Annotated in this window: 22 protein-coding genes and 2 tRNA genes; 17 read left to right on the top strand and 7 right to left on the bottom strand. The window is 70.9% G+C overall.

Translation table 11 applies throughout. The annotated features are described in order from the left end of the window. The first annotated feature begins 4 nt into the window (after window positions 1-4). Both QMK30_RS25640 and QMK30_RS25635 read left to right on the top strand, forming a co-directional pair. A complete protein-coding gene (locus QMK30_RS25640) occupies window positions 5-484 on the top strand; it encodes a hypothetical protein (RefSeq protein ID WP_283520681.1) in 480 nt (159 codons plus the stop codon). Between the two features lie 247 nt (window positions 485-731). Continuing rightward, window positions 732-884: a hypothetical protein gene (locus QMK30_RS25635; protein ID WP_283520680.1), complete on the top strand. Its 153-nt coding sequence runs from the start codon at window positions 732-734 to the stop codon at window positions 882-884. A 99-nt stretch (window positions 885-983) separates the two neighbouring features. On the opposite strand, the gene QMK30_RS25630 is transcribed toward QMK30_RS25635, so the two are convergent. Further along, window positions 984-1,541 carry a CGNR zinc finger domain-containing protein gene (locus QMK30_RS25630; protein ID WP_283520679.1) on the bottom strand — a complete coding sequence of 186 codons (558 nt, stop codon included), beginning with the start codon at window positions 1,539-1,541 and terminating at the stop codon, window positions 984-986. Between the two features lie 179 nt (window positions 1,542-1,720). After that, a complete protein-coding gene (locus QMK30_RS25625; RefSeq protein ID WP_003987206.1) occupies window positions 1,721-2,134 on the bottom strand; it encodes an SsgA family sporulation/cell division regulator in 414 nt (137 codons plus the stop codon). 190 nt (window positions 2,135-2,324) lie between these two features. Between QMK30_RS25625 and QMK30_RS25620 the strand changes: the two genes are divergently transcribed. Then, complete coding sequence (locus QMK30_RS25620; protein WP_283520678.1) at window positions 2,325-2,780, top strand: TIGR02611 family protein; 456 nt, start codon at window positions 2,325-2,327, stop codon at window positions 2,778-2,780. 55 nt (window positions 2,781-2,835) lie between these two features. After that, a tRNA-Val gene (locus QMK30_RS25615) sits at window positions 2,836-2,907 on the top strand. Between the two features lie 81 nt (window positions 2,908-2,988). On the opposite strand, the gene QMK30_RS25610 is transcribed toward QMK30_RS25615, so the two are convergent. Then, entirely contained in the window at window positions 2,989-5,517 is a 2,529-nt protein-coding gene (locus QMK30_RS25610; RefSeq protein ID WP_283520677.1) for an SCO7613 C-terminal domain-containing membrane protein, read from the bottom strand. A 91-nt stretch (window positions 5,518-5,608) separates the two neighbouring features. On the opposite strand from QMK30_RS25610, the gene QMK30_RS25605 reads away from it, so the two are divergent. Both QMK30_RS25605 and QMK30_RS25600 read left to right on the top strand, forming a co-directional pair. Continuing rightward, window positions 5,609-6,052, top strand: a complete 444-nt coding sequence (locus QMK30_RS25605; protein ID WP_283520676.1) for an SRPBCC family protein — start codon at window positions 5,609-5,611, stop codon at window positions 6,050-6,052. Window positions 6,053-6,091: 39 nt separating this feature from the next. Then, window positions 6,092-6,163 (top strand) — tRNA-Val (locus QMK30_RS25600). A gap of 49 nt (window positions 6,164-6,212) precedes the next feature. Here QMK30_RS25600 and QMK30_RS25595 read toward each other — a convergent pair. Continuing rightward, entirely contained in the window at window positions 6,213-6,938 is a 726-nt protein-coding gene (locus tag QMK30_RS25595) for a 3'-5' exonuclease (RefSeq protein WP_283520675.1), read from the bottom strand. Window positions 6,939-7,110: 172 nt separating this feature from the next. On the opposite strand from QMK30_RS25595, the gene QMK30_RS25590 reads away from it, so the two are divergent. The 3 genes from QMK30_RS25590 to thrS all read left to right on the top strand — a co-directional run bounded on the left by QMK30_RS25590 (window position 7,111) and on the right by thrS (window position 11,011). Next, the gene (locus QMK30_RS25590) at window positions 7,111-7,677 is read left to right on the top strand and encodes a DUF4365 domain-containing protein (RefSeq protein WP_283520674.1); all 567 of its coding nucleotides are present in this window, start codon (window positions 7,111-7,113) and stop codon (window positions 7,675-7,677) included. Beyond that, window positions 7,677-8,918: a hypothetical protein gene (locus tag QMK30_RS25585; protein WP_502963225.1), complete on the top strand. Its 1,242-nt coding sequence runs from the start codon at window positions 7,677-7,679 to the stop codon at window positions 8,916-8,918. Before QMK30_RS25590 ends, QMK30_RS25585 begins: the two co-directional genes overlap by 1 nt. A 116-nt stretch (window positions 8,919-9,034) precedes the next feature. After that, window positions 9,035-11,011, top strand: coding sequence for a threonine--tRNA ligase (gene thrS / locus QMK30_RS25580; RefSeq protein ID WP_283520673.1), 1,977 nt, complete (start codon window positions 9,035-9,037; stop codon window positions 11,009-11,011). 101 nt (window positions 11,012-11,112) lie between these two features. On the opposite strand, the gene QMK30_RS25575 is transcribed toward thrS, so the two are convergent. After that, the gene (locus QMK30_RS25575; protein WP_283520672.1) at window positions 11,113-11,271 is read right to left on the bottom strand and encodes a hypothetical protein; all 159 of its coding nucleotides are present in this window, start codon (window positions 11,269-11,271) and stop codon (window positions 11,113-11,115) included. Window positions 11,272-11,482: 211 nt separating this feature from the next. Between QMK30_RS25575 and QMK30_RS25570 the strand changes: the two genes are divergently transcribed. Next, window positions 11,483-12,055 (top strand): HIT family protein, encoded by a 573-nt coding sequence (locus QMK30_RS25570; protein WP_283520671.1) that lies wholly within the window; start codon window positions 11,483-11,485, stop codon window positions 12,053-12,055. Between the two features lie 13 nt (window positions 12,056-12,068). Here the strand turns inward: QMK30_RS25570 and QMK30_RS25565 are convergent, their stop codons facing one another. Together QMK30_RS25565 and QMK30_RS25560 are read right to left on the bottom strand one after the other, a co-directional pair. Next, the gene (locus QMK30_RS25565) at window positions 12,069-13,727 is read right to left on the bottom strand and encodes an AbeC-like domain-containing protein (RefSeq protein ID WP_502963224.1); all 1,659 of its coding nucleotides are present in this window, start codon (window positions 13,725-13,727) and stop codon (window positions 12,069-12,071) included. 166 nt (window positions 13,728-13,893) lie between these two features. Further along, window positions 13,894-16,092 carry an elongation factor G-like protein EF-G2 gene (locus tag QMK30_RS25560; RefSeq protein ID WP_283520669.1) on the bottom strand — a complete coding sequence of 733 codons (2,199 nt, stop codon included), beginning with the start codon at window positions 16,090-16,092 and terminating at the stop codon, window positions 13,894-13,896. Window positions 16,093-16,339: 247 nt separating this feature from the next. On the opposite strand from QMK30_RS25560, the gene pgsA reads away from it, so the two are divergent. From pgsA to QMK30_RS25525, 7 genes are all read left to right on the top strand, one after another. Further along, complete coding sequence (gene pgsA, locus QMK30_RS25555) at window positions 16,340-17,002, top strand: phosphatidylinositol phosphate synthase (protein ID WP_283520668.1); 663 nt, start codon at window positions 16,340-16,342, stop codon at window positions 17,000-17,002. Beyond that, a complete protein-coding gene (locus QMK30_RS25550; RefSeq protein ID WP_283520667.1) occupies window positions 16,999-17,922 on the top strand; it encodes a phosphatidylinositol mannoside acyltransferase in 924 nt (307 codons plus the stop codon). Before pgsA ends, QMK30_RS25550 begins: the two co-directional genes overlap by 4 nt. Next, the gene (locus QMK30_RS25545; RefSeq protein ID WP_283520666.1) at window positions 17,919-19,082 is read left to right on the top strand and encodes a glycosyltransferase family 4 protein; all 1,164 of its coding nucleotides are present in this window, start codon (window positions 17,919-17,921) and stop codon (window positions 19,080-19,082) included. Before QMK30_RS25550 ends, QMK30_RS25545 begins: the two co-directional genes overlap by 4 nt. Before the next feature lie 269 nt (window positions 19,083-19,351). Beyond that, window positions 19,352-19,897, top strand: coding sequence for a hypothetical protein (locus QMK30_RS25540; protein WP_283520665.1), 546 nt, complete (start codon window positions 19,352-19,354; stop codon window positions 19,895-19,897). Window positions 19,898-20,035: 138 nt separating this feature from the next. Next, window positions 20,036-20,944 (top strand): pyridoxal 5'-phosphate synthase lyase subunit PdxS, encoded by a 909-nt coding sequence (pdxS, locus tag QMK30_RS25535; RefSeq protein WP_283520664.1) that lies wholly within the window; start codon window positions 20,036-20,038, stop codon window positions 20,942-20,944. A 6-nt stretch (window positions 20,945-20,950) separates the two neighbouring features. Continuing rightward, window positions 20,951-21,544, top strand: a complete 594-nt coding sequence (pdxT, locus tag QMK30_RS25530) for a pyridoxal 5'-phosphate synthase glutaminase subunit PdxT (RefSeq protein WP_283520663.1) — start codon at window positions 20,951-20,953, stop codon at window positions 21,542-21,544. Window positions 21,545-21,606: 62 nt separating this feature from the next. Next, entirely contained in the window at window positions 21,607-22,359 is a 753-nt protein-coding gene (locus tag QMK30_RS25525) for a YebC/PmpR family DNA-binding transcriptional regulator (RefSeq protein ID WP_283520662.1), read from the top strand. The last annotated feature ends 49 nt before the right edge of the window (window positions 22,360-22,408 follow it).

Here is a 22,408-nt window from a genome sequence, read left to right as displayed (position 1 = left end):
CCGGATGCTGGCTGAGACCGTCTGTTCCGCGGTGTCCGCGGCCGGCCTGGGCGTCGCCGCGATCACCGCGTACCGCAAGCGCTTCCTGGCCGCGACCCGTATCGCCGCCTACTCGCTCGTCCCGGTCGGCCTGGTCATGACCGGGGTCGTCGAGTGGGTCTCGGGCATCGCCTTCAAGCCGAGTGTGTGGGTCGGCTTCGGGGTGCTCGGGCTCGCCTGGCTGCTCTTCATGACGACCCGGGCCGTCGAGCGCCGCACCGGCGGCACCCGCAAGGAGCGCAGGTCCGCGAGGGCGGCGCAGCGCGAGGCGGTGGCCCCGCAGGCGTCCGCACCGTCGCTCGGCCCGTCCTCGGCGCGGGGGCGGCAGGAGGCCGCGCAGCCGCAGGGCCGGCCCGCGGCGCAGCCCAAGAGCAAGCCGAAGGCCGCCGCGCCGGCCGAGGACTTCAGCGACATCGAAGCCATTCTGAAGAAGCACGGGATCTGAGCCACGGGATCTGAGCCACGCGATTTGAGGCACGGGATCTGAAAGCGGCGCGCGGGACCTGTCAGGGTCGGATCTGAAACCGGCGCCGGATCCGGCCGCTACCCGGACAGGACCTGTCAAAGTCGGGCACTGCGCAAAGCGAAGTGATCCCCGTGGGTAACGGGCAGGCGGGGATCTGGCGAACTCCCCCCGCGAGCGGGCGTGTTGGTCATCAAGAGTGCCCGCACTGCGTCATCATCGCCCCGAGATGCTGGACACGTCCCGGGGTGAACCCCCCGCACCCACCGAAGAACCGCGCGGCTGCCTCTTCGCGCTCTCCCAGCCACCCCTGATGATCTTTCTCGGGGTGATCGGCTCGTTGCTCCTGATGGCCGCGATGCACGATCTCTTGCTGCTGTGAGCCCTGCGGCTCTGTGTCCGACCGCTGTGATGCGGCCGTGCCGCTACGAGGCGTCCGGGTGCCGTGAGACGGCCGTGGTGAGCTGGGGAGTGCCTCGGCTCAGCCCGCGGCTTCCTTGCGCCGCGCCCGGTACGCGGCCACGTGCAGCCGGTTCCCGCAGGTGCGGCTGGAGCAGTAGCGGCGCGAGCGGTTGCGCGACAGGTCGACGAAGGCCCGCCGGCAGTCCGGGGCCTCGCAGCGCCGCAGCCGCTCCTGCTCGCCGGAGACCACGATGAAGGCCAGGGCCATCCCGCAGTCCGCCGCGAGATGGTCCGCGACCGAGGCGCCGGGCGCGAAGTAGTGCACGTGCCAGTCGAAGCCGTCGTGGTCGGTGAGCCGGGGCGTGGTGCCGGCCGCGGCCACCAGCTGATTGATGAGTTCCGCCGCGGCGTGAGCGTCCTCCGCCGCGAATGCCTCCGCGAACCGCGCTCTTACGTCCCGTACGGCCTTCAAATCCAGGGCGCCGAGATCTCCCACGTCGCTGACGTCGTGGAGCCTTACGAAGCCGTACAGCGCCTCGATGTCCGCGAGCCGGTCGGGCTGCTCGCCCTCCGCCGCTGTGTTCACCAGATCGACGACGACGTCGAGGGCGCGCCGGGTGTCGTGGGGGATCAGCACGAATTGCTCCCTGGCCTGCCGCGGGCGGGCGCCCGCCGATGCTGGCCGACTTTAGCGGGCGCGGCGGCGCCGCCCCCACGGTGGATTCCGTGCAGGCGGCGCCGGTGACTGCCTTGTGCGGTTGTCCGCTCCGCGCCGTCGCCCCGAGTCGGACGGCGATGAACGGCTCTCGACCTGGCTCAGTTCTCGGCCAGGATGTGGGAGAGCTCGGTGTCGAGATCGAAGTGACGATGCTCGGTGCCCGGTGGCACCGCGGCATCCGTCCGCTTCAGGAACGACTCGAGAGCTCGCGCCGGAGCTTCGAGAAGTGCTTCTCCTTCCGGGGAGCTCAGGGCGATGCATACAACGCCCTGACCGTGGCTGCGGGACGGCCAGACTCGGACGTCGCCGGTACCGGTGGGCCGGTGCAGGCCCTCGGCGAGGAGGTCGCGGGCGAACACCCACTCGACGGTTTCCTCGGCTCCGGTGTGGAAGGTGGCATGAACGGCATAGGGATCGGCCGTGTCATACCGCAGGCCCGCGGGTACAGGCAGTGAGGACTCGCTCGACACAACGAGGCGCAGGTGCAGCTCGCAGCTGACCGTGGTGTTCATAAGCGCCAGGGCCTTTCGCTCAGTGTGCGCTCGGGGATTCGCACGTCGGCGAAATCGACATGCCACCTACGGTGCCGTTGTAAACCCCTCTGACCGTTTTGCGGCCCTTCAGCTACCTCGTACGGCGGAGCGGCACTTCATCCGATACGGCCATTCCGGTGACGGGGTCCGGTCGGGTAGGTTGGGCCCCATGAATGCGGAGAGTAACGAGCGGGAGAAGGTTGCCGATCCGGCAGCCGCAGACCCCGCGACGGGGGGCGTGACCGGAGCCGATCGCGAGCTGGGATCGCGGGCGCCGCAGTTCATCAAGGCTTCCAGGACGCTGCACATCAGCTGGCAGGTGGGCGTTTTCGTCATTGGCCTCGCGGTCGTGGCGGCGGGCATCGTGATGCTGCCGCTGCCGGGGCCCGGATGGCTCGTGATCTTCGGCGGCATGGCGATCTGGGCCACCGAGTTCGTCTGGGCCCAGCTGGTGCTGCGCTGGACGAAGCACAAGGTGACCGAGGCGGCGCAGAAGGCGCTCGATCCGAAGGTCCGCCGACGCAACATCATCCTCACCACGATCGGCCTGGTGATCATCGCTGTGCTGGTCGGAATCTACGTTTGGAAGTTCGGCTTCGCGATGCCCTGGAAGATCGACGAGTAGCGCGTAATCCGGTTCGGGGGAGCCGCTGACATGGGGTAATGTTTGCGGTGCGCCCGGGCGATTAGCTCAGTGGGAGAGCGCTTCGTTCACACCGAAGAGGTCACTGGTTCGAAACCAGTATCGCCCACCGGACCGAAGGCCCGAAAGACGAAAAGTCTTTCGGGCCTTCGGCGTTCTCGGTCGTCCGGGCCCGCGTCCCGCCCGGCTCTCAGCGCATCCGGCCCAAGGTCTCCCGCAGCCTGCGGGCGTCGCGGAGCCGCTGCTCGTACGTCGCCCCGACGGCGAGCAGCAGCAGACCCACGAGGGCCGGCGGCAGCCAGCGCGGCAGCGCGCCGACGGCCTGGACGACGTACGGCGCGAGCTCGTGCAGCGCGTCCAGGGCGAGCACCGCACCGCCGAGCACCAGCAGCGCCTGCAGCCGGTGCCTGGCGCCGGTGAGCGTGACGGCCAGGGCCACCGCGCCGAGCAGCAGCGGGCGCAGCCAGTGCTGGTCGCCCCAGGCCGCGAAGAGGCTCGGCAGCAGCGTCGCCGCCAGACCGGGGCCGTACGCCGCCCAGGACGAGGCCTGCGGGTCGCGGCGGCGCCGCAGTACGCCGACCACGAGCGCGGACACCGTCACCGGCAGGGTGTACGCCTCCGGGGTGACCACGTCGGACGCGGCGAGCCGCACCCAGGTGGCCAGCACGAACAGCGCCACGGCGGCGTACCCGAGGGGTCGCCGGTCGGCCCGCACGGCGGTGCCCGCGACGATGACGCCGCACAGGGCCAGCACCAGCCAGAGCGTGGCCGCGTCCCCGGCGGCGAGGCCGATCGCGAGCAGGGCCGCCGCGGCGCCGGTGATCTCCAGGGGCAGTGCGAGGGCGCGGCGGGGGAGGCGGGCGGCGAGGACCGCGACCGCCGCAGGGACCGCCAGGACGGCCAACGCGACATGGTGGGGCGGAAGGTGGAACGAGGCGGCGACGGCGGCGGTGAACCCGGTCGCGTACACGGCGGCGGCGCAGGCACCGACGAGCGGCGTGACGCGGTCGGCGGCGTACGCGGCGTACCCGGTGAACAGGGCGAGCAGGACGCCGAGGACGGTGAAGGTGGCGGCCTCCGAGGCCAGGGACAGCATGGCGGTGGCGGCCGAGGTTGCGAGGGCGCAGCCGAACGCGGTCAGCGTGAGCTGTCCGTCGGCCGCCCCCCGTCGCGCGGCGGGGGGCGGGTCGCCCGGCGGTGTGGACTTCGGACGAGCGGCGGTGGCGGGGGACCCCGTGTCCGGGGCGCTGCCCGCGGGCGCCGGGTCCGGGCCGGGCCGACGTACCGCCACCGCGAGGGTCGCCGCGGTCAGCAGCACGTACAGCGACACGGCCGCCGGGTAGCCGAAGTCCAGTGCGGCCGGGGCGGCGAGCAGCGCCGACCAGGTCAGGGCCAGGGCTCCGCAGACGGATGCCGGACGCCAGGTGCGGTCGGTGGGGGTCAGGCGGTGCGCGGTCAGCAGGGCCGCCGCGGCGATCAGCAGGACCAGCGGGGTCAGCGTGGCCCAGGACCAGGAAAGCTCACCGGAGAGCGCCGCACGGATGCCGTCGGGCGCCCCCGACCAGACCCGCTCCAGCAGGTTCACGGGGCCCAGCAGGGTCGCAGCGACCGGCGGCAGCGCCCACACGGCGCCCCCGGCGACGACCGCGCCGCCCGCCCCCGCCAGGCCGAGCGTCATGGGGCGCGGCAGACCCGCCCGTACGACGGCCAACAGGGCGACCGCGCACAGCACATACCCGGGCACCGCCCACGCGTCGGGCACGGCGGTGCGGACCGTGCCGCCGACAGCCGCGATCACCGCGAGACCCGCGGCGACCGCGGGCGCGACGGCGTGGGAGGAGGGTGCGCGCCAGGCCGTGCACAGGCCCAGGGCGGCGACGGCCAGCAGTAGCGCGCCGGGGCGCAGCGCGTCGCCGACGCCACCCGCGGCCACCGCCATGCCCCCGGCGCCGATCAGCGCCCACCCGCCCATGAGCCAGGCCAGGGCGTAGGCGAGCGGGCGAACGGCGCGGCCCGTCGTCCACAGGGCGACCGCGACATCGAGCGCGGCCGTCGCCAGCAGCGTCCAGACCGCCGTCAGCGGTCCCGCCCCCGCCGCCAGGGCCCAGAGCAGGAACGGCAGTTGAGCGGTGATCAGCGCGGCGGGCAGCGGAATCCGCAGCCGGCCGAGCGCCAGACCGTACGCCGTCCACAGTGCGGCGAGCACGGCCGAGGCGATCGCCGCGTATCCGACACCGTCCACGTCGGCCAGCGCCACCCGGTGCAGCGCGTACGCGTCGAGCACCGTCAGTGCCAGGCCGAGCGCCGCCACCGACTCCGCCGTCGAGACGAGCCCGCGGCGCAGCAGCAGCGCCGGGGTCGCCAGAGCCAGAGCCGTCACCGCGCCCAGCACCAGGCTGCGCCCGCCGATGCCCATGTCGCCCCAGCTGACCAGGGTGAAGGCGATCGCGGCGATGGTCAGCAGGATGCCGCCGAGCGTCAGCGGCACATTCTGCGCACCCGGCGCGGACGCGTCCTTGGGGGCGCGCGGCACGTGCCCGGCGCCGAACCGGGGCGCCGTCTGCGCGCGGGCGAAGGGCGGGGCCTGCGGGACAGGGGGCCACAGGACGCTGATCAGCCAGGCCCTGCGGGCCAGCAACTGGGCGCGGCGGGCGTCCAGGTGGACCAGTTCGCGATCGAGGATCACCAGTTCCTCGGCGGGCGGTGGCGCGTTTTCCATGGTCGGAGTGTGGCCGGTGCCACACGCCCCGGCATGGGTCGCGGTACTCAGATCCATGGTGAGTACGCCCCGGTGCCCGCAGACTGCGGACATGGACTGGAGTCGTTACCGCTTTCGCACCGTGTGGGACCTGGCCGCCCCGCCCGCCGCCGTGTATGCCGCGCTGGAGCGCGCCGAGGACTATCCGCTGTGGTGGCCGCAGGTGCGCCAGGTGACCCCGGTCGACGAACGCACCGGCACCGCGAGGTTCCGCTCGCTCCTCCCGTACGACTTCGTCGTCACCGTCACCGAGCGGCGGCGCGACCCGGCGGCCGGGGTGCTGGAAGCGGCCATGACCGGGGACCTCGAAGGGTGGGCGCGCTGGACGGTGACGGCGCACGGCGCGGGGACGCGCGCCCACTACGAGCAGGAAGTGGAGGTGCGCAAGCCGCTGGTGCGACGGCTCGCCGTACCGGGGCGGCCCTTCTTCATCGCCAATCACGCGCTGATGATGCGAGGCGGGCGACGCGGCCTCGCCGCCCTGCTCGCGGTTTGAAGGAAACCCGCGGAGCCCTGTATGGTTCAGTGCGTTCCCGGGCGATTAGCTCAGTGGGAGAGCGCTTCGTTCACACCGAAGAGGTCACTGGTTCGAAACCAGTATCGCCCACCGGGGAAGGCCGGTCCGTCAACTGCGGACCGGCCTTCGCGCGTTCCGCTCAGGCCGCGGCCGGCAGATCGGGCCGCAGCGGCCAGGCCGGATCCACCGACTCCTCCGAGCCGTTGCGCGCGAACCAGGCCTGCAGGCCGCGCGCCTGCGCCGCGTGCCACACCGCCTGAAGGGTGTGCAGCTCGGCCGGGCTGAGCCGCTCCAGACGCGCCGCGAACCGACGCCCCACCGCCCGTACGACCTCCAGTGACGCCGTCGCGTCGGCGGCCGCGTCATGGGCGCCGTCCAGCTCCACCTCGTACTGCATGCACAGATCCGTCAGCGTGCGGCGGCCCTTGCGGTACCGGTCCAGATGTTTGTCCAGGACCCGCGGATCAAGCACGTGCAGCGGGCGGCGGTCCAGATAGTGTCCCAGGGGCGAGGCGCGGTGCCGGCGCAACTCCCGGTCGAGCAGCGTCAGATCGAAGGGCGCGTTCATCACGACCACAGGCCGGCCCGCCGCGCACTGCTCTGCGAGGGCGCGCGCTATCTCCTCGACGACCGGCGCGGGCCAGCGGCCGTTGTGCTGCAGATGCTCGTCGCTCAGCCCATGGATCTCGGTGGCCCCCGCGGGCACCGGAATTCCCGGATTGACCAGCCAGCGGGTGGCGCGCACCCGCATGCCGGGCGCGTCCTGGACGACGAGGGCGGCGGAAACGATGCGATCCTCCTCGACATCCACGCCCGTCGTTTCGGTGTCGAATGCGGCCAAGGAACCTTCGTACCAGCACGTCATGTCGTAACTCCTCTTGCTGCTTCGGCAGATGGCGTGCGTCCTCTGCCCGAAACGGTGATACCCGGGCCGTTTGCGCTGTACGCAGGGAGGAGACAACACAAGTGACGGGGAGTGAAGTTGACGGCCCGTCAAAGAAAACTGATCGGCACGGCCCGGAAGGCACACGTCAGCCATGGCGCTCGCGCAGCCCGACCCGGGCGGGCTGCTGCCCGAGCGGATCGCACCGCTGCGCGGCGGACTCGCCACCACTGCCTGCATGGAGACACTTCAGGTGGGCTATCTGCACGCGGTCGCGGCGGCCGCGGGATGCTCTCTCTCACAGCCGTTCCCGGACAACGGAATCGACTGGCACGTGAGCCACAGCGCTCCCGGGCACACGGTCGACGACGAAGTCACCATCAAGGTGCAGCTCAAGTGCACGTATCAGATCCCGCCCCGCCCGGCAGGACCCGCCTTCTCCTTCGTGCTCGACAACCCGCACCTGGAGAAGCTCGCCCGAAGCCCGGTCTCGGTGCACAAGATCCTGGTCGTGATGCTCGTACCAAGGACCCAGGAGGACTGGCTGCGCGCCGGCCACGACCGCCTGGACCTGCGGCACTGCTGCTACTGGACCAACCTGGCCGGACACCCGGTGACAGGCAGGCGCAGAACCACTGTGCGGATCCCGACCTCGCGGATATTCGACGACCGAGCACTCTGCGAGATCATGACCCGCGTCGGGGTGGGAGGGAAACCCTGATGCACTGGCCGATCGACGAACCCCTGCGGCCCCACCCGAGCACGGCGTCCGACGGCTTCGCCGCGGGCCCCGGAGTCTGGGACGCGGGCGCCGGCCCCGAACCCGCCCAGGTGGACCCCGCCGTCCTCGGCGCGCTGCTGCAGCGGCACGGCTGGCGGCGGCGTGGCGGCGCGGCGGGCCGCTACGCGCGCTGGACCCCGCCGGGCTCCGGCGGTGGCGGCGGTACGAGCCTGCTCGTACCGGAGAGCAGGGCGTTCCCGGACAGCGAGGACCTGCTCGGCGAGGCGCTCGTCGCACTCGCCCGCTGTCCCGCGCCGTCCGCCCGCGAGGTGCTGGTTTCCCTCGCCGTGCCCAGCGACGAGATCCGCTGGTGGCGTGATGTGCCGGACGGCCCGTCCGGGTCCGCCCCGTGGCCCGTGCAGGAGCAACTGCGCTCCGCGGCGCGCCAGATGCTGCTCGCCGCGGCCCTCGCGGCGCGCGAGCGCTCCGGGTACCACGGCGCGCGGCACCGGCGGCAGGCGCGGACGGTGCTCGATGGCGTACTGGTCGGGCCCACGCCCGGCGGGCGCAAGCTCACCGCGTTCGTGCCGGTCGATGCGGGGCGCGGCGCCGTCGTGCGGCTGCACCACGCGCTGCACGCAGCCCGCGAGGCCACCGACTACCAGCGGACGACCGGCGGCATGGAGGCCTTCGACGCCGCCGTCGCCGCGGGCGTGAGCCGCGAGCTGACCGAGGCGGTCATCGCGCTGGTGCACGGCTCGGAAGGCACGCGTGTCGCCCTGGACTGGTCGCCCGCCGCGGGCGTGCCGGATGGCTGTGCGGCGCGGCCCGAGCCGGTGGAGTTCTCGCCCGGCGACCTGCCCGCGCTGCGCGCGGCCGGGGCACGCTACCTGCTGGGCGAGCCGTCCGTCCCGGTACGGATCACGGGCACGGTGGTGCGGATGCGGCGCTCGGGGCAACGCGGTCCCGGCACGGTGCGGCTGCGTGTGCTGGCGGGCGCCGAGGTGGCGCACGTACGGATGGCGCTCGACGAGGACGCGTACCGGACCGCGGGTCACGCGCATCTGGTGGGCCTGCCGATTCGGGTCCACGGGCAGCTGGAGAGCCGGGGCGGTTTCCGGCGGCTGACCGGGGCGAGCGAGGTCGTACCCGTGCAGGTGGACGACGCGGAGCGGGACCGGCTGATGAAGTCGATGCACGAGAACCTCGACTTCTTCGAGGAGGCGTGCGGCGGCGAGTGAGGGGCGGGGCCCGGGGGCGCGGATCAACCGTTTCGCGATGCGGCGCCGGGGCTCGTTAGGATTGGCCATTGCGCGCGTAGCAACTTATGCGCGGCCCCCTCAGTCAGGAGTGACCGGTGTCAGACGTCCGTGTGTTCATCCAACGTGATTCCGAGCGGGAAGAGCGGGTGGTGACCACGGGCACTACGGCGGCCGAGCTCTTCCCCGGTGAGCGCACCGTCGTCGCCGCCCGCGTGGCCGGCGAGCTCAAGGACCTGGCGTACGTCGTCGCGGACGGCGAGGAGGTCCAGCCGGTCGAGATCTCCTCCGAAGACGGCCTGAACATCCTGCGCCACTCCGCCGCGCACGTCATGGCCCAGGCCGTGCAGGAGCTCTTCCCGGACGCCAAGCTCGGCATCGGACCGCCGGTCAAGGACGGCTTCTACTACGACTTCGACGTCGAGAAGCCGTTCACCCCCGAGGATCTCAAAGCCATCGAGAAGAAGATGCAGGAGATCCAGAAGAAGGGGCAGAAGTTCGCCCGGCGCGTCGTGACCGACGAGGCCGCGCGCGAGGAGCTGGCGGCCGAGCCGTACAAGCTGGAGCTCATCGGCATCAAGGGTTCAGCCTCGTCGGACGACGGCGCGGACGTCGAGGTGGGCGGCGGCGAGCTGACCATCTACGACAACCTGGACGCCAAGACCGGCGAGCTGTGCTGGAAGGACCTCTGCCGCGGTCCGCACCTGCCGACCACCCGCAACATCCCGGCGTTCAAGCTCATGCGCAACGCGGCGGCGTACTGGCGCGGCAGCGAGAAGAACCCGATGCTCCAGCGCATCTACGGCACCGCGTGGTCGTCGAAGGAAGAGTTGAAGGCGCACCTGGAGTTCCTCGCCGAGGCCGAGAAGCGCGACCACCGCAAGCTCGGCAGCGAGCTGGACCTGTTCTCCATCCCGGAGCAGATCGGATCGGGTCTCGCGGTCTTCCACCCCAAGGGCGGTGTCATCCGCCGGGTCATGGAGGACTACTCGCGCCGTCGGCACGAGGAGGAGGGGTACGAGTTCGTCTACACCCCCCACGCGACCAAGGGGAAGCTCTTCGAGACCTCGGGCCACCTGGACTGGTACGCCGACGGCATGTACCCGCCCATGCAGCTCGACGAGGGCACGGACTACTACCTCAAGCCCATGAACTGCCCGATGCACAACCTGATCTTCGACGCGCGTGGGCGTTCGTACCGTGAACTGCCGCTGCGCCTGTTCGAGTTCGGGACCGTGTACCGGTACGAGAAGTCCGGTGTGGTGCACGGTCTGACCCGGGCCCGCGGCTTCACCCAGGACGACGCGCACATCTACTGCACCAAGGAGCAGATGGCGGAGGAGCTCGACAAGACGCTCAGCTTCGTCCTGGGCCTGCTGCGCGACTACGGCCTGAACGACTTTTACCTGGAGCTGTCCACCAAGGACGAGACCAAGTTCGTCGGCTCGGACGAGGTCTGGGAAGAAGCCACCGAGACCCTGCGCCAGGTGGCCGAGAAGCAGGGGCTGCCGCTGGTTCCCGACCCGGGCGGCGCGGCCTTCTACGGCCCGAAGATCTCCGTCCAGGCGAAAGACGCCATCGGCCGTACCTGGCAGATGTCGACTGTCCAGCTCGACTTCAACCTGCCGGAGCGGTTCGGCTTGGAATACACGGGTCCGGACGGCACCAAGCAGCAGCCGGTCATGATCCACCGCGCGCTCTTCGGGTCCATCGAGCGGTTCTTCGCAGTGCTGCTTGAGCACTACGCGGGTGCGTTCCCGGCGTGGCTTGCCCCGGTGCAGGCGGTCGGCATTCCGATCGGTGACGCGCACATCCCGTACCTCCAGGAGTTCGCCGCCGAGGCGAAGAAGAAGGGGCTGCGGGTCGAGGTGGACGCGTCCTCGGACCGCATGCAGAAGAAGATCAGGAACCAGCAGAAGCAGAAGGTTCCGTTCATGATCATCGTCGGTGACGAGGACATGAGCGCCGGCACGGTGTCGTTCCGCTACCGGGACGGCTCGCAGGAGAACGGCGTGCCGCGTGACCGGGCGCTGGCGAAGCTCGTTGATGTTGTGGAGCGGCGCGTACAGGTGTGACGTGGTCCCCGCGCGAGCGGGGGTGATCCGGACCCGGAGAAGTTCGTCGGCTTGGACGAAGTGTGCTCCCCGCGCAGGCGGGGGCCGGCCCCCGGCGAGCACTAGCCCGCCGGGGGCCCCTTTTCGTCCTCCCGCGCGAACGTCTGGATCAGCCGGGACGAGAACGAGCGCGTACGGACGAATCCCAGCCGCTGTCCCGTCAGCCTCCACCGCACCAGGTAGTCGGCGCCGAGGGCGGCCCACAGGGCCGTGGTGGCCACCACGGCCCTGTGGACCGCCCTCGGGGCAGGCCGTGCGCCAGGATCCGGACCGCGTACGCGGTGAGGAAGAGCAGCGAGGCGGCGAAGAGCGGGATCTCGGTGCGCCGCTCCCAGCGCCGCAGCGGACTCTCATGATCGGCGTGCATCCCCCAGCATGGCCGCACGCCCACGGCCCGCGCCCCGGCGACACGGTCACCGGGAGCCAAGTCATATGCTTCACTCCATGACGATTGAGCCGGAGCAGCAGCTCGGAGTGGGGACTCAGGACGCGTTCCAGCGCCTGTGGACGCCCCACCGGATGGCGTACATCCAGGGGGAGAACAAGCCCACCGGTCCGGGCGCCGACGACGGCTGCCCGTTCTGCTCGATCCCGGCGAAGTCCGACGAGGACGGCCTGGTCATCGCGCGCGGCGAGCACGTGTACGCGGTGCTGAACCTCTACCCGTACAACGGCGGCCATCTGATGGTCGTCCCGTACCGGCATGTCGCCGACTACACGGACCTGGACGCTGCGGAGACCGCCGAGCTCGGTGAGTTCACCAAGCGTGCGATGAAGGCGCTGCGTGCGGCCTCCGGTGCGCAGGGGTTCAACATCGGGATGAACCAGGGCGCGGTGGCCGGGGCCGGTATCGCGGCGCATCTGCATCAGCACGTGGTGCCGCGCTGGGGCGGGGACACGAACTTCATGCCGATCGTCGGTCACACCAGGGTGCTGCCGCAGTTGCTGGGGGACACCCGCAAGATGCTGGCCGATGCCTGGCTGGCCCGGCTGGACACTCCCTGACACCCGGCCCGCGTCACGCGTCGTAGAGGTCTGCCTTCCTCGGCGAAGGGTCCTGGACCATGCCGCTGAGAATCATCGAGCGGTTGCTGAAGCGCTCGGTGTCCACGCCGTGGTCGTCGAGGACCCGGATGGCCGCCGTGTGCACCACGCGCAGCACGGGCGCGGCGGCCCGCATCGCGTCGTCTGCCATGAAGCGGTGCCGCCACGGCTTCTCGGCCCAGGCGTGCCGCAGGCCGAACGGCTCGGGCAGGGTGAGCTTGCCGCCGAAGAAGTCCAGCAGCGCCGGGAACCAGGTGAGCGGGGCCCGCACGGCGAGGCGCACCACCTCGGTGGCGTCGACCAGCGGCAGATTCCGGTCGGTGGTCTCCCAGAACTTGACCGTCTTGCTGACCGTGACGGTCTTGGGCGAGGGCTTGGTGGTGAAGAGGGAGTGCACCGGACCCAGCGCGTGACCCGTCACCTCGATGCGCAGCGTCTCGTGCAGCACGGTGACGGTGATCAGCATGGTGATGACCAACTGACCGTCCCAGAGGGTGAACTGCACGCCCAGGTAGTGTCGGTTGCCGGCGCCGAACTGCTGCTCGTTGCAGATCCGCTGTATTTCGTGGCCCTTGATCTGAAAGGCGTCCACGTTCTGGCCGCCGGGCCTCGCCACCTCGCCCGCGTTCTCGCCGACCGGTGCGACGATCCAGTGGCGTACGGACGGGGCGGGGAAGCCGCCGGTGTGCAGCGGGCCGCGCTCCAGCAGGCGGAGCTGGTCGTGGATGGCCCGTATGACGTCCCAGCTGCGGAAGCCGTGGATCTCCTTGCCGGCCTCCCGCGGATTGAGGTCCTCCGCGAGGTGCCAGCTGCCCCAGCGGGTGCCCATGCCCAGTATCCCCTTGGGGCCCGCGTAGAAGACGGAGTTGCTGTGCTGCTCGGCGGTGAGCTTGGCCAGCGACTGGCGCAGCTGCTCGGCGGCGGATTCGTTGGGGTCCCTGGGGACGGCCTCGGGGATCTTGGCGCCGACGCCGCTGCCGCCCTCAAGTAGGGCCAACCAGCGCGCCCGCAGGTCCTTGGCCGTGGACTCGCTGATCCGCTTCGCCCACAGCCAGCCGATGATCGGGGCGACGATCATCGCACGCAGGTAGATGGCCAGTATCCCGGTGAACGGGAGCTTGATCAGGAAGAGCACGGCGAGTCCGCCCGCGGCCACCAGGGCCGCCGTGGCGAGTGCGCCGGCCCGCTTGTCCTTGGAACCGGCGATCGTGCGCCGCAGCTGGAACAGGCCCAGCCAGAGCAGCAGTCCGGGCAGGAAGACCAGGCCGAAGGCGACGGTGATGCCGGTGAGTTTGGTGTCACGCTCCTTGCGGATGCGGGTGGCGGCGAGGCAGTGCTCGACGACGGTCTGCGGCTCGGTGCCGAAGGACTGGATGAGCGCCTTGCGGGCGCCGCCGAGCATCCGTACCTGCACGGCGCGCGAGAAGGCCTCGCCGAGGTTCGGCTCGAAGAGCGAGAGCCTGCCCTTCTTCACCTCGGACTTGTGCCACTCGCTGTTGGCCTTGAGGATGTCGGCGAGCGGGCTGTCGCGGTACGCGGCCGAGGCGAGGGCGTGCGTCGCCGCGGTCTGCCCCGCCGATCCCTGGAGCGGGATCTGCGCTCCCGGTGAGAAGTCGAATACGTCGTTCGCCACTGCTGCCCCCATCGCCGCATGCCACCGCTGCTGCGGCCTTTTCCCGACTATCGCGCCCCGCACACCAGCTGAGCTGGGATCACAGCGTATCCGGGGTGTTCCCTGCCCGTCATGGGACAGCGCAATGCCGCCCGCCGCAAGGTAATTGGGTGGGCGGCACCCGCAACTATGCTCCCTTTTCCGCCTGTTCGCGTATCTTGCCCGCCAGTTGCGGCGGCATCGGTTCGTGACGGGCGTAGCTGCGGCTGAACCGGCCGGTGCCGTGCGAGACCGACCGCAGGTCGACCGCGTACCGCCCGATTTCGATCTCCGGCACCTCGGCCCGTACGAGCGTCCGGCCGTGTCCCGCCTGCTCGGTTCCGACCACCCGGCCGCGCCGGCCTGACAAGTCGCTCATCACCGGGCCGACGTAGTGGTCGGGCACCAGCACCAGCACCTCGACGACCGGCTCCAGCAGGTGGATCCGCGCATCGGCCGCGGCCTCGCGCATCGCCAGCGCGCCCGCCGTCTGGAACGCCGCGTCCGAGGAGTCGACCGAGTGCGCCTTTCCGTCGAGCAGGGTGATGCGTACGTCCACGAGCGGATAGCCCGCCGCGACGCCGCGCCCGGCCTGCGCGCGCACTCCCTTCTCCACCGACGGGATGAACTGACGTGGTACCGATCCGCCCACGACTTGGTCGACGAACTCGATTCCGGTGCCGGGGGGCAGCGGATCGACCGCGATCTCGCAGATCGCGTACTGCCCGTGACCACCGGACTGCTTCACGTGCCGGCCGCGGCCCGTCGACCTCGCACCGAAGGTCTCGCGCAGCGACACCCTGTGGGGTACGGCGTCGACCTGGACGCCGTAGCGGCTGCGCAGCCGCTCCAGGGCGACGTCCCGGTGGGCCTCGCCCAGGCACCACAGCACCAGCTGGCGGGTGTCCTGGTTCTGCTCCAGACGCATCGTCGGGTCCTCGGCGACCAGCCGCGAAAGGCCCTGGGAGAGCTTGTCCTCGTCCGGTTTGCTGTGTGCCTCGATGGCCAGCGGCAGCAGCGGGTCGGGCATGCGCCAGGGCTCCATCAGCAGCGGGTTGTCCCTGGCGGACAAGGTGTCGCCGGTCTCGGCGCGGCCCAGTTTCGCGACGCACGCGATGTCGCCCGCGATGCAGTGGCTGAGGGCGCGCTGTTGTTTGCCGAACGGGGAGGAGAGCGCGCCGATCCGCTCGTCGACATCATGATCCTCGTGGCCGCGGTCGGTGAGGCCGTGCCCCGACACATGCACCGTCTCGTCCGGGCGCAGCGTCCCGGAGAAGACCCGGACCAGGCTGACCCGGCCGACATAAGGGTCGGAGGCGGTCTTCACGACCTCGGCCACCAGCGGCCCCTGCGGATCACAGGTGATCGGCGGGCGGGAGCCGCCCTGCGGGGTGGTGACCTCGGGCGCCGCGCCCTCCAGCGGGGTCGGGAAGCCGCCGGTGATCAGTTCGAGCAACTCGATCGTGCCGAGGCCCTCGCGGGCGCCCTCGGGCGCGGGCGCGGCGGCCAGCACCGGATGGAAGGTGCCGCGCGCGACGGCCCTCTCCAGGTCGTCGACGAGGGTCCGGTAGTCGATCTCCTCGCCGTCGAGATAGCGGTCCATGAGGGTCTCGTCCTCGCTCTCGGCGATGATCCCCTCGATGAGCCGGTTGCGGGCCTCCTCGATCCGCGGCAGCTGGTCCTCGCCCGGCGGGGTCTCCTTGCGCTCCCCGGAGGAGTAGTCGAAGACCCGCTGCGAGAGCAGACCGACCAGCCCGTTCACCGGGGCGTGCCCGTCGGCCCCCTTGGTCCCGTACAGCGGGATGTACAGCGGCAGTACGGCGTCGGGGTCGTCGCCGCCGAAGGCCTGCGCGCAGATCCGCGTCATGGCGTCGAAGTCCGACCTGGCCGCTTCGAGGTGGGTGAAGACGATGGCCCGCGGCATCCCGACCGCGGCGCACTCCTCCCACACCATCCGGGTCGCGCCGTCCACGCCGTCCGACGCGGAGACAACGAAGAGGGCCGCGTCCGCTGCCCGCAGACCGGCCCGCAGCTCCCCGACGAAGTCGGCGTATCCGGGAGTGTCCAGCAGATTGATCTTGATACCACCCCATTCGACGGGGACCAGCGACAGCTGGACCGACCGGCCCTGGCGGTGTTCGATCTCGTCGTAGTCGGAGACGGTCGCGCCGTCCTCCACCCGACCCGCCCGGTTGACCGCCCGCGCCGCCAGTGCGAGGGCCTCGACCAGGGTCGTCTTTCCCGCTCCGCTGTGGCCGACCAGCACCACGTTCCTGATGGATGACGGCCGGTCGGCCGCCGTTGCCCTGCCGGCGGCCCCGGAGTGTGCGTTCGCCTTGTCGCCCATGAACCTTGCCTCCCTGTTCCGTGCACGGTGAGGACAGAGGGCGCGGACCTGTGGGAGCCCCAGCGGCGTGGCGGCACCGGTGACGCCCGCGGTCTTCTGAGCTTTCCACTCGGGTCACGGTGCGTCCATACGTCGTACGCGATCGTCGGCAGGCCGGTGCCCCGGCGGTGGAGCCGCGCGGTCGTGGCTACGATGGGCCAGCCGGTGGCCACAGGGGCCGCACCGGCCACCGACCGTCGGGAAGGCCATGCTGAACAAGTACGCGCGTGCATTCTTCACGCGTGTCCTCACACCGTTTGCCGCATTTCTGCTCCGACGCGGGGTGAGCCCGGACGCGGTCACCCTCATCGGGACGGCCGGAGTGATGGCGGGCGCACTGGTCTTCTTCCCCAGGGGAGAGTTCTTCTGGGGCACGATCGTCATCACGCTCTTCGTCTTCTCCGACCTCGTCGACGGCAACATGGCGCGCCAGGCGGGCGTTTCGAGCCGCTGGGGCGCCTTCCTCGACTCCACGCTCGACCGGGTCGCCGATTCGGCCGTCTTCGGCGGGATCGCGCTCTGGTACGCGGGCTCCGGCGACAACAACGTGCTGTGCGCCGTCGCCATCTTCTGCCTGGCCAGCGGCCAGGTCGTCTCCTACACCAAGGCGCGCGGCGAATCGATCGGCCTGCCGGTCGCCGTCAACGGGCTTGTGGAGCGGGCCGAGCGGCTCGTCATCACTCTCGTCGCCGCCGGTCTCGCGGGGCTGCGCAACTTCGGGGTGCCGGGCATCGACATCCTGCTGCCGATCGCCCTGTGGGTCGTCGCGGTGGGCAGCCTGGTGACCCTCGGGCAGCGTGTCGTGACCGTGCGCCGGGAGTCCGCGGAAGCGGACGCCGCCGCGGCGAGTGGGAGCGGGGCGACGTCATGAGCGGGCTGAGCGATGCGAAGGAACGGCTGGCCGGCTCGCTGTACGGGCTCGGCTGGACCACCGTCAAAAAGCTTCCCGAGCCGGTGTCCGTCGCCCTCGGGCGCAAGATCGCCGACACCACGTGGAAGCGACGCGGCAAGAGCGTGCTGCGGCTGGAGTCCAACCTCGCCCGGGTGGTGCCCGACGCGAGCCCCGAGCGCCTCGCCGCGCTGTCCCGGGCGGGCATGCGCTCGTACATGCGCTACTGGATGGAGTCGTTCCGGCTGCCTGCCTGGAGCAAGCAGCGGATCGGCACCGATGTCCAGATCAAGGACGTCCACCACCTGGAGGACGGCCTCGCGGCCGGCCGGGGCGTGGTCGTCGCACTGCCGCACCTGGCCAACTGGGACCTGGCGGGCGCCTGGGCCACCACTCAGGTCGGCGTGCCCTTCACCACGGTCGCCGAGCGCCTCAAGCCCGAGACGCTCTACGACCGGTTCGTCGCCTACCGCGAGGGCCTCGGCATGGAGGTCCTCCCGCACACCGGCGGCAGCGCCTTCGGGACGCTCGCCCGGCGGCTGCGGTCCGGCGGTCTGGTCTGCCTGGTCGCGGACCGGGACCTGTCCTCATCGGGCGTGGAGGTGAAGTTCTTCGGCGAGAGCGCGCGGATGCCCGCAGGACCGGCGATGCTCGCCCAGCACACCGGCGCGGCGCTGCTGCCGGTCACTCTCTGGTACGACGGAACGATCATGCGTGGCCGGATTCACCCCCCGGTGGATGTCCCCGAGACAGGTACCCGGGCGGAGAGGACGTCCCAGATGACTCAGGCGGTGGCCGACGTCTTCGCCACCGGAATCGCCGAGCACCCGGAGGACTGGCACATGCTGCAACGTCTGTGGCTCGCGGACCTGTCCGACGAGGGCTCCGGGGAGGGCGAGTGAAGATCGGCATCGTCTGCCCGTACTCGTGGGACGTACCGGGCGGCGTCCAATTCCACATCCGTGACCTGGCCGAGCACCTCATCGGGCTCGGACACGAGGTCTCCGTGCTGGCTCCCGCGGACGACGAGACCGTGGTGCCGCCGTACGTCGTGGCGGCCGGCCGGGCCATTCCGGTGCGGTACAACGGCGCGGTGGCCCGGATGAACTTCGGCTTCCTGGCCGCGGCGCGGGTGCGGCGCTGGCTGCACGACGGCACGTTCGACGTGCTCCACATCCATGAGCCGACCACGCCCTCGCTCGCGCTGCTGAGCTGCTGGGCGGCGCGGGGACCGATCGTCGCGACGTTCCATACGTCCAACCCCCGGGCGCGGCTGCTGGCGGCCGCGTACCCGATGCTCCAGCCCGCGCTGGAGAAGATCAGCGCCCGGATCGCGGTGAGCGAGTACGCGCGTCGGACGCTGGTGGAGCACCTCGGCGGGGACGCGGTCGTCATCCCCAACGGTGTCGACGTGGACTTCTTCGCGAAGGCCGAGCCCAAGCCGGACTGGCAGGGGCAGACCATCGGGTTCGTCGGCCGCATCGACGAACCGCGCAAGGGGCTGCCCGTCCTGATGAGGGCGCTTCCCAAGATTCTCGCGGAGCGGCCGGACACGCGGCTGCTGATCGCGGGGCGCGGCGACGAGGAGGAAGCGGTCGCCACGCTGCCCAAGGAGATGCGTTCACGCGTCGAGTTCCTCGGAATGGTGAGCGACGAGGACAAGGCGCGGCTGCTGCGCAGCGTCGACCTGTACATCGCGCCGAACACCGGTGGCGAGAGCTTCGGCATCATCCTGGTGGAGGCGATGTCGGCGGGCGCGCCGGTGCTCGCGAGCGACCTGGACGCCTTCGCGCAGGTCTTGGACCAGGGCGCGGCGGGCGAACTGTTCGCCAACGAGGACGCCCACGCGCTGGCCTTCGCGGCCGTACGGCTGCTGGGCGACCCGCAGCGGCGCAAGGGGCTCCGGGAGCGGGGCGCGGTGCATGTGCGCCGCTTCGACTGGCTGACGGTCGCGGCGGACATCCTCGCGGTGTACGAGACGGTGACGGACGGGGCTGCTTCGGTCGTGGCCACGGACGAGCGACCGGGGCTCCGGTCCCGCTTCGGCCTGGCCCGGGACTGACCGCTCGCGGCCCGTCGCGCGTGATGGCGGCGAGAGGGGTGCGGGGAGACCTCGCCCCGGCGCGCGTGATGGCGCTGAAGAGGCACGCAATCCGCCGGGCGTGACGCGGGTCCGACTCCTCGTTGCCGTCGCGCGTGAAGCCGGGGCGGGCGCGGGGGACCGTCGTCCCCTCGACGTCCGCCGCCCAAGAGTCCTTCCGGAAGCCCGACCGGGCGCCGGGACCCCCGGTCGGGCCGGGGCCCCTCCCGCTCCCGGTAGCGTTGCGGCCTGTGACCGCAACTCTGATCTGGATCGTCGTAGCCCTCTTCGCGATTGGGCTCTACCTCAGCTGGACCGCAGGGCGCCTCGACCGCCTGCACGCCCGTATCGACGCCTCGCGCGCCGGGCTCGACGCCCAGCTGCTGCGCCGCGCCTCGGTCACCCAGGAGCTGGCCACCTCCGGCGTGCTCGACCCGGCCGCCTCGATCGTGCTCCATCAGGCCGCACACGCCGCCCGTCAGGCGGAGGAGGACCAGCGCGAGGTCGCGGAGAGCGAGCTCAGCCAAGCGCTGCGGGCGGTCTTCGGCGAGACCGCGCAGGTCGAGGCCGTCAAGGAGGTGCCGGGTGGCGAGGAGGCCGCCAGTGAGCTGGCCGCGGCCGTACGCCGCGTCCCGATGGCCCGGCGCTTCCTCAATGACACGGTCGGCTCGGCGCGGGCGCTGCGCCGCCACCGCACGGTCCGCTGGCTCCGGCTGGCCGGCCACGCCCCCTTCCCCCTCGCCTTCGAGATGGACGACGAGGCTCCGGTGGCGCTGGCCGACAGGCCAGGCACGTAACCAAAACGATCCACCGGGTCCCCATTGGCTATTGCAGTGGACTGGTCCGCCGGGGTTGTCTCGGGAGTGCAGGAACCGCCGTGCAGCAATCCGCAGTGCAGAAACTCCCGCTACTTTTTCACCGAGTGAGGTCCACCCGTGTCCAGCACCAGCACCCCTCAGGCCCCCGAGACCGGCACCGCGCGCGTCAAGCGCGGCATGGCCGAGCAGCTCAAGGGCGGCGTCATCATGGACGTCGTCAATGCGGAGCAGGCCAAGATCGCCGAGGACGCGGGCGCCGTGGCGGTCATGGCGCTGGAGCGCGTACCCGCCGACATCCGCAAGGACGGCGGAGTGGCCCGGATGTCCGACCCGAACATGATCGAAGAGATCATCGAGGCCGTGTCGATCCCCGTCATGGCCAAGTCCCGGATCGGCCACTTCGTCGAGGCCCAGGTCCTGCAGTCCCTCGGTGTCGACTACATCGACGAGTCCGAGGTCCTGACCCCGGCCGACGAGGTCAACCACTCCGACAAGTTCGCCTTCACGACCCCGTTCGTGTGCGGCGCCACCAACTTGGGTGAGGCGCTGCGTCGTATCACCGAGGGCGCGGCCATGATCCGCTCCAAGGGCGAGGCCGGCACCGGCAACGTCGTCGAGGCCGTCCGTCACCTGCGCCAGATCAAGAACGAGATCGCCAAGCTGCGCGGCTACGACAACAACGAGCTGTACGCCGCCGCCAAGGAGCTGCGCGCCTCCTACGAACTGGTGAAGGAAGTCGCCGAGCTGGGCAAGCTCCCGGTCGTCCTCTTCTCCGCGGGCGGCGTGGCCACCCCCGCCGACGCCGCGCTGATGCGCCAGCTCGGCGCCGAGGGCGTCTTCGTCGGCTCCGGCATCTTCAAGTCCGGCGACCCCGCCGCGCGCGCCGCCGCGATCGTGAAGGCCACCACCTTCTTCGACGACCCGAAGATCATCGCGGACGCTTCGCGGAACCTGGGCGAGGCCATGGTCGGCATCAACTGCGACACCCTCCCCGAGTCCGAGCGCTACGCGAACCGTGGCTGGTAGTCCCTGATGCGCAGCAACCCTGTGATCGGCGTCCTGGCTCTCCAGGGCGACGTGCAGGAGCACCTGATCGCCCTGGCCGTGGCCGACGCCACGGCCAGGCCGGTCCGGCGCCCCGAAGAACTCGCCGAGCTCGACGGTCTGGTGATCCCCGGCGGCGAGTCCACCACCATGTCCAAGCTGGCTTCCCTGTTCGGGATGCGGGAGCCGCTGCGTGAGCGCATCGCGGGCGGGCTGCCGGTCTACGGCAGCTGCGCCGGTCTGATCATGCTGGCCGACAAGATCCTCGACCCGCGCTCCGGGCAGGAGACGTTCGGCGGCATCGACATGATCGTGCGCCGCAACGCGTTCGGACGTCAGAACGAGTCGTTCGAGGCGACCGTCGACGTCGCGGGCGTCGAAGGCGGCCCCGTCGAGGGCGTCTTCATCCGCGCGCCGTGGGTGGAGTCGGTCGGCGCCGAGGTCGAAGTGCTCGCCGAGCACGACGGCCACATCGTCGCCGTGCGACAGGGCAACGCCCTCGCCACCTCGTTCCACCCCGAACTGACGGGCGACCACCGGGTGCACCAGCTGTTTACCGAGATGGTCCTGGCCGTACGCTGACGGGATCCCGGTAGGATCTCTGCCGAACGCAGCAGAATTGGTGACGCGAAGGAGACAGGCGGATGTCCGGCCACTCTAAATGGGCTACGACGAAGCACAAGAAGGCCGTGATCGATGCCAAGCGCGGCAAGCTCTTCGCGAAGCTGATCAAGAACATCGAGGTCGCGGCGCGCACCGGTGGCATCGACCCCGAGGGCAACCCGACGCTCGTCGATGCCGTTCAGAAGGCGAAGAAGAGCTCCGTCCCGAACAAGAACATCGACTCCGCGGTCAAGCGCGGCGGCGGTCTTGAAGCGGGCGGCGTCGACTACCAGACGATCATGTACGAGGGCTACGGCCCGAGCGGTGTCGCGGTGCTCATCGAGTGCCTCACCGACAACCGCAACCGCGCGGCCTCGGACGTACGGGTGGCCATGACCCGCAACGGCGGCTCGATGGCCGACCCGGGCTCGGTCTCGTACCTCTTCCACCGCAAGGGCGTCGTGATCGTCCCCAAGGGCGACCAGTCCGAGGACGACGTCCTCGGTGCGGTCCTGGAAGCGGGTGCCGAGGAGGTCAACGATCTCGGTGAGTCGTTCGAGGTGCTCAGCGAGGCCACCGACCTGGTCGCGGTCCGTACCGCGCTCCAGGACGCCGGTATCGACTACGACTCGGCGGACGCCAGCTTCGTGCCGACCATGCAGGTCGAGCTCGACGAGGACGGCGCGCGGAAGATCTTCAAGCTGATCGACGCGCTGGAGGACAGCGACGACGTGCAGAACGTCTTCGCCAACTTCGACGTCTCCGACGAAGTCATGGAGAAGGTCGACGCCTGACCCCTCTCCGCAGGGCGAACGCACGCAGCAGCGGCGGGCCGACGGGACA

It is taken from the genome of Streptomyces sp. H27-C3, assembly GCF_030063415.1.
Lineage (GTDB): Bacteria > Actinomycetota > Actinomycetes > Streptomycetales > Streptomycetaceae > Streptomyces.
Note: the sequence above shows the minus strand (reverse complement) of the source record. Positions and strands in the feature narration are given on the sequence as shown.